Source organism: bacterium (assembly GCA_016716565.1).
GTDB lineage: Bacteria > Bacteroidota > Ignavibacteria > Ignavibacteriales > Ignavibacteriaceae > IGN2.
This window is the reverse complement of the sequence record JADJWC010000003.1, coordinates 1-12,577: the sequence shown is the minus strand read 5'-3', so window position 1 is coordinate 12,577 and position 12,577 is coordinate 1. Positions and strand designations below refer to the sequence as shown.

The window sequence follows — 12,577 nt, the reverse complement described above, 5'->3', positions numbered from 1 at the left end:
TGTTTAATCATTAAAAGTAATAGCTGATATAAATTCTGGAATAAAGAAATTTCAGAGTTTGTTCATATTGCTGAGGCTCGATAATCTGGATATAGTTTTCTATACCAAGCGTAAAATCATTTCTATTATAAAATGCAATATTGACATTGCCGGAAAAGACTGGTGGTTTTGCATCGTTAAATCTCCAGTCATTTGATATTAGCGTTCCTCCCAAACCGATTCCAAAAGGAATATGAATCCAATTTCTTAAATCAACACTGAATGCGAGTCCAAAAATGTATTGAAACTGGCTTCGATTTTTCCCAGCATAAACTTCACCAAGTCCTCCGGATAGTCTTGCCAGCATTCCGAAAACATTGCTGAACTTGTATGCAAATCTCAAATCGGCTTGTGTTGTTAAGCTCTGATAATCAGTGATGACCTGCCTGTTCACTAAGGTGTCTATTGGAGTAATAGTTGTATCACTGTCTGCAAGAAGATCAATAAATGTCAGGTCGGTCGTATTAAGTGAAACGCTTCCGGAGAACATGAGATCTTCATTATGAGCAATTCTAAATAACCAACCTATGCTGAAAGTCGAAGCAGCCGAGACGCCTTCTGAAGCAAGAGATAGAAAATTATTTCCCAACCGTGCAAGCCCGTAGGCTTTGATATTAATGGCAGCCCAATCCCTGACTGCGTACTGGAATTCAATCCCCCCGGTTGAATAGAAAATATCCGGTTCAAATTTTATTGTTCTGCTGAATTCTCCAATTGTTATGGGAATTTCAGTTTCCACTATCTCAGCGATTCCAAATCCGAGATAAAATTTAGTGCTCACGAAAGGATCATCTACAGAGGATATCGAAGTAAAAATGTGTTTGCCTCTGGATGGTAAATAAGTGGTATCAGCAATTAATTCGGGAGTGGTTGTAGCCGGAATTTGTTCAGTTACTTCTGTACTGTCGGATTCTTGTGCAAGTAAAGTAGAATAAGATTTTGAATAACTCAAGCTTAATACAACAGACAATAATAGTAAAATCTTTTTCATATTATTTCCATATTTTTATAATGGTATCATTATTCCGGTGCTTAACCTCAACCCGGTACTTTTAAAGTTTGAAAGATAAATTTCCGTGTCACCTTCCGCTTCTGGTCTGATATTTATTAAGCCTTGAATGTATCTGAGCTCGACAAAAAGTGCTGGTCCGCCTATTGGTATTTTATAACCAATATTGAAAAATGCCAAAGCATCATAATTTATAAACTTGTCTTTGATGTCCGTTTCCTGTGCTTCAAATTCTAATTTTGCTGTACTCAAAAGTTGGAAACTAACTCCGCTGCCCAGATAAAAATTGCCCGTGTTTACTTTGAAAAGCAGCCCAAGACCAAAATAATTCTGCTTAACCTTGAATTTCAGTGTTGTATCTTCCAATCCTTCTTCAAGGTTTATATCGATTGTAGATCCCCGCTGTTCAAATGTTGGTTCAAGGGAGATTATGAAATCCTTTGTTGTTTGGATATCCAGACTAGCACCAGCGGCTAAACCGCGAATATCTCCGTAGCCAGCATCTTTTGGTGGATTGCCGCCGAAACTGGAATTATTTACTCCGCCCCATAATGACATTTGTACCTGTGCATGACAATCAATGCCAACTATAAGAGTTACAATAACTGTAATCAGAATTTTTTAAGCATAACGATTACTCTTTTATTAATTACCATTAAAAAAATTTAAGCCTACCTTCTTCTTCCGCCGCCTCTGTTCATTCCACTCGATCTGTTTGTTCTTTGCTGATTATATGTTTGTGTTCTTTGGTTCCCTCTGTCTCTTGATACTTGTTGACGATTCAAGTCCTGCTTATTTCTTTCATAATTAGATTTATTTTTACTTTGATCAACATTGGACCAGTTATTGCCTTCTCTTGACTGCCATTGATTATTTTCCCTCTTATAAACATTTCCATCTCTGTCAGAATACATATTATTGCTTACTCCGGTATTATTTCTTTGTCTATCCATTGTTGAAACATTATTCCTTTGCCTGTCCATTGTAGAGACATTATTTCTTTGCCGGTCGTTTGTGTTAATGTTTCCACGGTTCTCACGATTATAAACGTTTCGGTTTCCATCACCATAAGGATTAACTCTTGGATTATTTTGTGCGTAATGATAACCAGCATAAAAACCTGCTCTTCTTCCCTGATAATAACCGTGATGATATCCGGCATGGTATCCACCCGCACCCCAATAACCGCCATAGTATGGATATGAATGATAGTTAAATGACATCCATCCATACGGACCACCGAAGCTCATTCCAAAACCAAAACTCCAACCCATATATGGATTGTAGTGAACGGAAAATCCATAAGTAACGGGTCGTGGATAATAATATGCTCCGTACCATGGAGTGTAATAATAGCCAGTTCCGTAGATAACAGTTCCGCCGTAAGCATAACATCCTGTATAGCCGGGATAGTATCCAACATAAACAACTTCTGGAGTTGAATCGTACACATAAACATATTTTGTATTATAAACCGGTGAATCTGGTGTCATTTCATAAATTTTATCAGGAACTTCATCAGCAACTTTCCATGGACCTTTTGGACTATCAGCAATAAACCACACTGCATTATCACAGCAATAATATTTATCATAATACTTGATTACATTTTTATCTGTGTTTGTTGCATAATAAAGATCGGTGGTTGATAAAGCTTCAAACTTTGGTTCGCCATCGTAATTAACTTCAAGCTTTGTGTTGCGATCAACTTTTGAGGTTTGCGGAATTTGCGTATCAAGTATTGCATCCTTTGCTTCCTCAGTTCCCGGAACATTTGCAAGCACGTTACTCATGTCAGAATCACCCGGAATCTTCGCGAAATCTGCTGGCAAGCTTTCAGGCTCAATAAATTTCCACGGACCTTCAAGTGATTTTGACTGAAACCATCTTCCCGAAATCAGAATAAAATAAGTCTGCGAAGTTAAATCCATAATAATATCGCTATCAGTATTCTCCACAAATAATAATGAAGTGCCTTCGATGGATGCAAGTTTAGGTTCACCATTTGTTACAATTAATTCCGCCGGCTTTGTCCTGACAACAATTTCAGGTTTAACTTTTATAGTATCCGGATCTATATCCTTGTACTCATCAGGATTTTTCTTCAGTATGAATTCTATCAACTCATCAGGTATTTCATCAGTGAACTCGTAGCCATCATAAATATTTTCTGATTCATACCAGAGAACTCCGCCTTTCAGATAATATTTTTCTTCCCAGTTATCCTTGATGATAAAAAATGGAGAGTTAACCACCATTTCGTAATCTGTGTCTTCCAGCTTTTTAAACTTTGGTTCTCCATCAATCGTGATAAGAACTGAAGGTGTTGTGACGTGGATTATTTCCGGCGGATCATTTTTAAAATTTTCTTTTGTATTTCCTTTATCCGATTCGATACTTGCTATCAACTGATCGATTGTTATATCCAGCTCCCATTTTGGAATTTCTTCTGCTAAAAATTTCTTTAACTCCTCAATCTTTGTTGTATCCTGATTTGGAAATTTCGCATCAGTAACAGAAACTTCATCGAGAGAAATTAATCTTGTATCACGATCAGTAAGAATTTTTGTTTTTATCCAAACCGCACCGAATACCGGATCAGTTTGTTTTGGAGATTTAATCATAACCGCAGCCCTGCATTCCAGATTAACATCATTGAACGATTCGATTTCGGGCTGGTAGATTGTAACTTCTGTTCCGGAAGAATGAGTAATTACCCTTGGCCATTCCTCAGAGAAGATCAATGAATTGCAAATAAGGAACAGAAATAAAATTTTTAATTTAGTTTTCATAAAGCCTCTTATTTAATATATTCTTTCTCCCATGCTCTTACTTTTTTTCTTGCCTCATCAAATAATTTTAAGTAGTTGCCTTTTGTAACTTTATAAGTAACTTCTTTTCCGATAGCTTTCCATAACCTGTCATAAAGATGATAAACGTATAATTGCTTTTCTTGTTTATCCGGAGCAACGTTATCTGTCCCAAATAAAAATCTGTCAGGATATTTTTGAATTATCGCAGCAGTTCTTTCCAATGACTTATCAGTGTAATCAAGCCACTTTGCGGTTTCATCCCAGGATAGATCAAAGTAAAGATTATCGTACGCCGGATCGGCAAGCATATCTTCAAACAGTTCACCCATATTTTCAATTGGTTTAATAATTCTTCCCAAGCCAAGATGTGCCCATATTATAACTGCATCAGGATGTCTTTTGATTAACTCCTGGAATCCTTTTACATAATTTGGTTTGTTCGGTTTTGGAAATGGATTATCGATATCATTATGAAGGATAGAAATCAATCCTGTCTCGGCACAGAAGTCAAAAATTCTGTCAAGTGCTGGATCGGTAAGACTTGCAACATCACCTGAAATTTTCGCTGAGACAAATTCTTTGTGAATGCTGAATTCACCAATACCTGTGAACACTCCGGGAAATGTTGTCAACACCCTTTTAATATGATCTGCTGCGTACATATCAGTAACATTAAATCCGATAATCATCGGATCGAGTCGCTCTTGTTTTTCTTTTGGAAGATTTTTGTACTGCATTGCAATCCAGGCATCGCAGAATGAGTAATAGTAAAGTGGTGCATCGGTATCGAGATAATAAGTTGGCGCACCTTCCCCGGTTACACGGTAAGACCACTGCTGCTGCACCGGGAGTCCAAACACTGTTGACCTTCCTACTTTATCTCCCATGATTGAATCCACGTAAAACTCCATCTCAATTCCTTCCTGGATGTAGTTTGTTATATGGAAATGAGAATCGTTGAATAAATATTTATCATTTGATTGCGCTCTTGTCAGAAGTAATGACCCCAAAATCAACAGGAGTAATAATGAGTAAATTATCTTCAGTGAGATCGATAACATTTTATTTTTCATTTTAATTTCTCCATAATCATTTATTCCTTCTTATCAGAAAAGAAAATCAATACCTGTGGATATTGTCGTTCCAGTCTGACCACCTATATAGAAACCAAATGAAGACGACGCAGGTGATTTATCAACATAAATTGCATGCAAATTGACTCTTAAGCTTCTTGTCCCTGCAGGATACCAATTCATTCCTCCCACAATGTCCCATGGTTTTCTTTTGAAGTCATCAAATATCCACGAAGTAGCTCCATAAATTTGTAACGCTTTTGGAATCAGTTCGTAAGATGCCAGTGCGTAAAACCCATGATCATAAATTGAGGAAGGGACTGTACTTACATCTATTGTCGGATCGGCAAATGCAAGATCAAATTTGGAAAGATTTCTGAAATAATATTCGACCTGGAAATGCCAGCCATTTATTTTGATACCGGCGTCAATAGCTGCCTGATCAAAATCAGCTTTTAGAACAGTAACTCCATCTGCAAGAGTACCTGTTTCATAAAATAATAAACCATCAGAAACTTTAACTTGCGTTTCAGCAGAAGCTGCACTTAATTGTGACTGACGATCTTCACGGCAATGCGTAACAGAAATTCCAAACCGAGTTGCCATTTCCTGATGAAGTTCAAAATCACCGTAACCACCTCTTGGTCCAAATTCTCCTGTAGTAGGCATCCACCAAATGCTTGCACTAGTACTGAGATCACGAGACATCTGGCTTGCAGTTATACCAAGCTGACTTAAATTATTTCCAACCATAACCCAGTATCTGAGTTTTGCAGTAGGTTCTCCTGTAACCCAGGCGCCTGCAGTAAATCCGGGTCTGAAAAATTCTTCAGCAAGTAATCTGTCGCTTGATAAAAAATATGGCCAGGGTCCTTGCATTGAACGAGTTCCTAAATTCGGAACTATTCCAACTCCAAGCGTTGCAGCTTTGTGAGCAGCGTATTGAATGTTTCCAAAAAGTAAAACCTGGTTTGTAGCGGCAAGACCCCATACTGAAATTGTGTATCGTAGTTTTGGTGTATAGAAAAATCCGGATAACCAAACGAATGTTCTGTGCCACCAAATATCATTTCTTGTATCGGCGAATTTCGTTCTTCCAAGATGATCTTCATACTCCTGGTTACCCGGCATCTGGTTTATATATCGGGCTAATCCGTAGACACTAATGTTTAGACTTGCTAAACTTGTTTTGAAAAGCGTAAATCCTTTTCCGGGTGTAAACTCGCCAGCAGTTGTATTCTCAAATGCTCTATCTTCAACAATACCAACAAATACACCTTCGGAAGTCATTGTTGAATCAAATTCTATTGGAGCTTCATCCTGTGCTGGAACATTATTGAAGAAAATTATAATAAAGTTTAAAGTGAAAAATAAAACTTTAGTTACTTCGGAGTTTAGTGATAGTAGTAAACTCTTCATAAAAAATTACCTTTCCATGTATTTAAATGTTGAGGCTATCTCAAAGACTAAACAAGTTAACATTCGCATACACATCACTGCTAAGTCATAAGGAGAGAGTAATAACTTACTCAGACACCATTAAATCTGAGCGTGCATTGAGTGTGGCAAGAATTTACTCAACTGGATAAGAGCAAATAATTTTAAGATAGCCTCACATCAAGTGTTACTTTATTTAAAATGATTGGGGTCACCTAATAAACTAATTATGTAAAACTGAGTCCCGCTGTTATGCGGTAGGAGGCTAACTCAATCTGACTTGCATAACTAGTTAAAGGACGACCCCATATAATATTTGAAAGAACTATTACTGCTTCGGTTGAATCAAGTAAGGATTAACCTTCAGCTGCTCTATGATATACTTTATTGCCAGCTGACCCTTAACACTGTTTCCAGCTTTATCAAGTGGTGGTGCTATAGTTGCAATCCCGAATTTTCCCGGAACAACGGCGATAAGGCAACCGCCTACTCCGCTTTTTGCAGGAACGCCAGTGTTGTAGAACCATATTCCTGCGTCATCGTAAAGTCCGGCAGTTGACATTACCGGCAAAGTGTATTGCACTGTCTCAGGTGAAACAACTTTCTTTTTTGTAACGGGATTTATACCACCATTAGCCAATGTTGCTGCCATTATTCCCGCATCTTTAGCATTTACATTTATCGCGCACTGCTTTGTATAAATATCTGTGGCTTCAACCGGATCGAAATACATTTTTCCATATGCAAGCAGAAGATGAGCAATCGCCTGGTTACGTAAATTGTCACCGGCTTCACTGATGTAAACAGGAACATTTAATCCAAGCTGTCTTCCAGCGAAATCACTATGGACCTGCAGAACGTGTTTCCATTTCGCTGATGAATCAACGCCGGCAATTAAACTTGTTGACGCGATTGCACCGGGATTTACTAGAGGATTAATTTCTTTTCCTCTCATTCTTTCAACAGCAGTGATTGAGTTGAAAACCTCACCGGTTGCATCGACACCAATTTTATCCTGAACGGCCTGATGTCCCTGCTCTTCAATTACTTGCGCCATCGTAAATACTTTGGATACACTCTGGATTGAAACCATCGATTGAATATCGCCAGCAGTGTAAACCTGACCATCGACAGTTACGAGAGCAATTCCGAAAATATTCGGATCTACAGTCGCAAGTTCTTTGATGTAATCAGCATTTGCACCTTCTTTAACATCTTTGAATTTGTTGTAAGCTTCGTTAAGGACTTTTTCAATATTTGCCTTAGACAGATCTTGAGCATTAATAAACACAGGACTGGATAACAACAATGCAATAAGCAATATTGCTATCAATCGTGTTTTAATAAAAAATATTTTCATAGTGTTTGTCTCCTTTAGTTAGTTATCAATTAGAATAATACCTTATGTGAAAAATTGTATTTGAATGAAAACTGGAGTTTTAAAATGTCAGCAGTCTTCAAATAGTTTTCCGGATATTGAATTTCTCCATCCTCCTCAAGGTTATTAAAATTGTCACGGTTGCCATATTGAAGCTCAGCTACCATCATTACATTCTCAACAGGATAATAGATTAAATTAGCAATTGCGTACTGCCCCATTTTAAATGCATCATAATTCTGAAGATCAGAATTGTCGATGTTCAACATTGAATATCCGACAGCAGTAGCGAATTTTTCACTCCAAGTATGTTCAAGGAAGGCAACCACACCAAAGACAGGCAAGGCAACTCCCTTTACCGGTTTTTGAAGATTTGTTGTATCAGACTCAACACCGATATCAACCGGCGCATCATTCATATAGTTTTGTATTCCTGCACCATATAAAACTGAAAGTCTGGCTATATCATTCTTTGTAATTTTAATATTTGAACTGAGATTTAATCCCCAGCCAATTGCATCACCGCTTAAATCAATATCAACATTTCCCGGATAATCAGTATTGTCCACCCATTTGATATAACGAACTATTCCAGCTAATTCAACGTATCCCCAATCATGTGCTGAACGGTATTCGGCAGATAAGTCTGGAACAGGAAATTGAGCATCAATATTAGTTTGTTCCTGAAGAATTTCACTAATAACTCCTCCGTCTGCACTTGCACCCGGTCTTTCCAGAGCAAATGTTAAACGAGTATCTCCTTTAATTGGCATCCATCTGAATTGTGCATTTCGGAAAAATGCCATACCGTTTGGACCCCAATACGCAACTGTATTCGGGAATACATCGATATCCATAAACGGTGACCAGTATTGACCAACACCAAACTGACCAAGTTCACCATAAGCGTGACGAAGGCGAATTGTAGTTTGTCCAGCGTCAACACCAGTTCCAAATAACTCAAACTCGAATTGAGTAAAAAGTTCTCCGAGTCCGGTTTGAGTTCCACTTTTCACTCCAAAGCGTGTTTGACGAACACTGAAGTATGCATTACCATCCGTGCCATATTGGTTTTCTATTGTTGGAAGTTTTGTTGGTCTTACCACATCATACCAGTCCGGATGAATTTGATTGAAGTTGTAACCTATATCTGTCATCGCAAAACCGTAAATCTGGAACCAGTTTTTATCCTGCGCTTTTACATCTGATACGGAGATGAATAGCATCAGGGTAATAAATGCAATGGAAAGATTTCTCATAGTGTACTCCTTTGGTTGTGAAATAAATTATTATTTTTATTCGGTATTTGAATTTCTAAATTGTATTTGATCAGGTCAATTAATGCACAGCTGTCAACAGGCTTCCTTAAATAAGCAATGGCACCAAAGTCTTTTGCACATTTCCTATTCTGCGGTAGGTCAAATGCTGTGATGACAATTACCGGCACATAAATATTTCTGCTTGTCAATTCTTCAAGTAAAGTGCAGCCACTTTTTCCGCGAAGGTTCATATCAAGAATCAACAAATCATTTTTTGCATATTCAAACTCCTGAAGAAAAGATTCTGCACTTTCAAAAGTATTACACTTTATCCCTGCAGACTCTAAAAGCATCATAAATCCATCTCGAACGTTTTTATCGTCTTCAATAATGTAAACCATATTGGGAGGAATTTTGTTTTTGATAATTATTTACGGTGAAATTTATTCGAATGGAGGGTGGCAGTAAATAGGTATTTAGTCCTACGCAACGAAATAGAAAAATAAGACATATCTGAAATATTATGTCATTCGGTCGGAAAACTATCTGGATAGATGAAAGAGCAGTTCGATGAACCGCTCTTTATGAATCAAAAAATTATTTTAGAAACTGAAAAATGCCGATTAAAATCCTACTCCCCCGCCGATGCTGATTATCGGATCCCAATCTTCGTAAGGTGAGTTTTCATCCTGTAGCACATCAAATAAAACTTCAACATAAACAGCGGCATTCGGTCCTACTCTCTGAACAAACCCTCCACCCAATAATAAAAATGGTACCCAGTTCCGCTCTGATTCCACATAAGGATCGCCAAGAATCGGAGAAAATATTGTGTAATCTTCATAGCTGGCATAATCAAATTCAGCATGAAGATAGATTTGATAGATCGGTCTGAACCGTGCAAAAAGGCCTGCCCCATAATTATGCGAGGTTAGTTCAAATGGTTCATATCTTTGGTCATTTATATATGCATACATCAGTTTACCACCGACAGAAAACTTCGGTGAAACCTGGTATCCAACCAAAGGATTTAAACTCAGATAGAAATAATCACTCCAGAAATTAAATCCCACGGTGCCGCCATAGTACCACTTGTTTTCTTTTGGAGTGTCTGTTGTAACAGGAGGCTGTGTTTCTTCCTTTACTTCAGTTGTATCCAATCCCTGTGCAAATGCAAGCGATGCACACGTAAGCAGAAATGCCAGTAAAAAGTATTTCATTTTATTATTCCTTTATATTTAATTAAATGATAGATGGATATTTAAATTTATAATAAAGTTCTTTTAAGCTTTGCCTGGTAACTCTCCGGCTAACGGAACAATCCATTTCTCTTTAGGAACAACTTTAGGCTCTGCAGGATCTCCTTCATAAGCAGGAGTCATAATCTGAACATTGTTTTCATTAAATACATCCAGCACATTTTGATGCAGAGCAGTGTAATGTTTCATCATATTAACAGGATCATTACAGAAAGCGTTTAACTCATAGGTAATTGCAAAATCCCCCAATGATTTTTGAAGAACATAAGGCGGCGGATCTTTCAAAATTCCTTCCGTTCTTTGAGCCGCAGCTTTCAACATATCTTCAACCTGCCTCCACGAAGTTTCATATCCGATTCCAACCGTTGTGTGAAGAATTAATCCTCTCTCCGCTGCAAGTGATGAATAATTTACAACGTTATTATTCAGAATGATCGAATTCGGAACCACAACTTCTTCATTTTTTAAAGTTCGTAAACGAGTTACAAAAAGCTTTATATCCATTACCTGACCGACGTAATCTTCAATCTTTACTATGTCGCCTTTCTTGAAAGTTTTTCTGTAAGTCATCGTATATCCTGCAATAAGGTTACTTATTAGTGACGAAGAGCCAAGTGAAAAGAGAACTCCCATAAATAACGAAACACCTTTAAATGCATCTGATTCAGATCCTGGGATATATGGATATGCAACAATGACCGCAAACGCTACTATAAGCAATCGTAATATTTTGTAAGAAGGGATAGACCATTCAGGGTCAAAATTTGCAACTCTGATACTGCCCTGCTCGATCCCACTGAAAAATAGTTTTATCAGTTTAAGCAGATACCTGGTAATGAAATAAATAACAATCAGGAAAGCCAGATTGGGAATAAAATTCAAAATACTGTTTCCAAATGCAATTAATGGTTTTAAGAAGAACCCAAGTAGTGAAATTGATACAGCTCTTGTCCATGGGAAAAGACCCAATACATATTGTGCGTAAATAAATATGATGATTAGAAATAATAGAAACTTAATCCCTCTGACAAAGCTGTAGAATGTAAACCATAATTGTCTTGACCGAATCATCTGAAATGAACGTGATTCAAGACTATCTATTTTCGTTTTTAATTTATTTTCGAACCAGACATTAAATTTTTTAACAATCCAGTTAATGAGGAACAAAATAATCAGTGTTATCACTGTGGCTCCAACTCCATAGAAAGCCTTATTAAGTAACGCCTGTGAAGTACGTTCTGCGCGGTAAGAAATTATCGCTTGTGTAATTTTTCGCTTTATTACCCTAACAAAATTTGCTCGACTTATTCCTTCAAGTTTTGCATCATCATCTATTACACTCATTATGAATTTTCCGGAGATGAAAATATCATCCCGTATTTCATTATGAATTACGGTTATTGAATCTGCAAGATTGGATAAATCAGAAGCAGCATCTTCAATCCTTTGCTCAATAACATTTGCTCTTTTTTCTGCGGGATACGAAGTAATACCTCTTACATAAATTAAAACCTTCCCGTCTATCACTACTGCTGCTTTCGAAGTTCCTAAAAGTGAATCCGCTTCAACCTGTGCCGGAACTATAATCGGATTAACGGAAAGAATCAGTAGAAATACTGATGTCATTATACGGAGATAATTATTTTTCAGATTCATAATCAAATCACTTAAAACTTTCCTCATATAATTTCCAATTTTTTTTATATCTGGTTTTGTTAAAAATAATTTTTAGCAGATGGGTTTCACTATCAAAGTTTACCCAATAAAAATAAACCGATTAAAAAATAGTGGAAATAGGTATTTGTACTAATGAAATGTTCTTGTTATCCTACGGATAGGAAATTAGAAATAAAATTTAAGATGGGTTATATAAAACAATCATTTATGGTTTGAAATTAATGCCTAATTTCTCAGCCATATAAATTAATTCCGGAACTGACTTCACACCGAGTTTTTCGGTTACTTTTAACCTATGATTTTTTACTGTGTGTTCAGCTATTCCAAGCTCGGAGGCAATTTGCTTATTCAACATGCCTGTTATAACAAACTTAAATATCTCGTATTCTCTTGCCGTTAACGAGCTAATTAAAGATTTAATTCTATCAATCTCGTTATGTTTTGAAACAAGCGCTGAACTTTTATCCAGTGCTTCTTCGATTGCAGTTAAAAGCTTTTTTTCATCAATCGGTTTTTCAAGAAAATTTATTGCACCCTTCTTAAGCGCTTCTACTGTAATTGATATATTTCCAAATCCGGTTATAAATATTATCGGCATCCGGTCAAATTTAGTTTCAATGTCTTCCTGTAATT

The 12,577-nt window shown here is 36.9% G+C and carries 11 protein-coding genes; all 11 read right to left on the bottom strand.

What is annotated here, in order from left to right; genetic code table 11:
* Positions 1-10 precede the first annotated feature (10 nt).
* Positions 11-1,030, bottom strand: a complete 1,020-nt coding sequence (locus IPM14_12175; GenBank protein MBK9098853.1) for a hypothetical protein — start codon at positions 1,028-1,030, stop codon at positions 11-13.
* A gap of 15 nt (positions 1,031-1,045) precedes the next feature.
* Positions 1,046-1,606 carry a PorT family protein gene (locus IPM14_12170; protein MBK9098852.1) on the bottom strand — a complete coding sequence of 187 codons (561 nt, stop codon included), beginning with the start codon at positions 1,604-1,606 and terminating at the stop codon, positions 1,046-1,048.
* Positions 1,607-1,719: 113 nt separating this feature from the next.
* Positions 1,720-3,840, bottom strand: coding sequence for a hypothetical protein (locus IPM14_12165; GenBank protein MBK9098851.1), 2,121 nt, complete (start codon positions 3,838-3,840; stop codon positions 1,720-1,722).
* An 8-nt stretch (positions 3,841-3,848) separates the two neighbouring features.
* Entirely contained in the window at positions 3,849-4,922 is a 1,074-nt protein-coding gene (locus tag IPM14_12160; protein MBK9098850.1) for an amidohydrolase family protein, read from the bottom strand.
* A gap of 45 nt (positions 4,923-4,967) precedes the next feature.
* Positions 4,968-6,353, bottom strand: coding sequence for a hypothetical protein (locus IPM14_12155; GenBank protein MBK9098849.1), 1,386 nt, complete (start codon positions 6,351-6,353; stop codon positions 4,968-4,970).
* Between the two features lie 346 nt (positions 6,354-6,699).
* A complete protein-coding gene (gene glsA, locus IPM14_12150) occupies positions 6,700-7,731 on the bottom strand; it encodes a glutaminase A (GenBank protein MBK9098848.1) in 1,032 nt (343 codons plus the stop codon).
* Between the two features lie 29 nt (positions 7,732-7,760).
* A complete protein-coding gene (locus tag IPM14_12145) occupies positions 7,761-9,008 on the bottom strand; it encodes a hypothetical protein (GenBank protein ID MBK9098847.1) in 1,248 nt (415 codons plus the stop codon).
* Complete coding sequence (locus IPM14_12140) at positions 9,005-9,409, bottom strand: response regulator (protein ID MBK9098846.1); 405 nt, start codon at positions 9,407-9,409, stop codon at positions 9,005-9,007. Before IPM14_12140 ends, IPM14_12145 begins: the two co-directional genes overlap by 4 nt.
* Before the next feature lie 222 nt (positions 9,410-9,631).
* A complete protein-coding gene (locus tag IPM14_12135) occupies positions 9,632-10,228 on the bottom strand; it encodes a hypothetical protein (protein MBK9098845.1) in 597 nt (198 codons plus the stop codon).
* A 63-nt stretch (positions 10,229-10,291) separates the two neighbouring features.
* Positions 10,292-11,950, bottom strand: a complete 1,659-nt coding sequence (locus IPM14_12130) for a mechanosensitive ion channel (GenBank protein MBK9098844.1) — start codon at positions 11,948-11,950, stop codon at positions 10,292-10,294.
* Between the two features lie 199 nt (positions 11,951-12,149).
* Positions 12,150-12,577, bottom strand: a 428-nt coding sequence (locus IPM14_12125; protein MBK9098843.1) for a response regulator transcription factor, incomplete at its 5' end; no start/stop codon positions are given.

Coding starts and splice junctions, on each gene's coding strand:
- IPM14_12155 (MBK9098849.1), bottom strand. CDS start 6,353: ATGAAGAGTTTACTACTATCACTAAACTCCGAAGTAACTAAAGTTTTA.
- IPM14_12130 (MBK9098844.1), bottom strand. CDS start 11,950: ATGAGGAAAGTTTTAAGTGATTTGATTATGAATCTGAAAAATAATTAT.
- IPM14_12140 (MBK9098846.1), bottom strand. CDS start 9,409: ATGGTTTACATTATTGAAGACGATAAAAACGTTCGAGATGGATTTATG.
- IPM14_12165 (MBK9098851.1), bottom strand. CDS start 3,840: ATGAAAACTAAATTAAAAATTTTATTTCTGTTCCTTATTTGCAATTCA.
- IPM14_12170 (MBK9098852.1), bottom strand. CDS start 1,606: ATGTCATTATGGGGCGGAGTAAATAATTCCAGTTTCGGCGGCAATCCA.
- IPM14_12160 (MBK9098850.1), bottom strand. CDS start 4,922: ATGTTATCGATCTCACTGAAGATAATTTACTCATTATTACTCCTGTTG.
- IPM14_12135 (MBK9098845.1), bottom strand. CDS start 10,228: ATGAAATACTTTTTACTGGCATTTCTGCTTACGTGTGCATCGCTTGCA.
- glsA (MBK9098848.1), bottom strand. CDS start 7,731: ATGAAAATATTTTTTATTAAAACACGATTGATAGCAATATTGCTTATT.
- IPM14_12175 (MBK9098853.1), bottom strand. CDS start 1,030: ATGAAAAAGATTTTACTATTATTGTCTGTTGTATTAAGCTTGAGTTAT.
- IPM14_12145 (MBK9098847.1), bottom strand. CDS start 9,008: ATGAGAAATCTTTCCATTGCATTTATTACCCTGATGCTATTCATCTCC.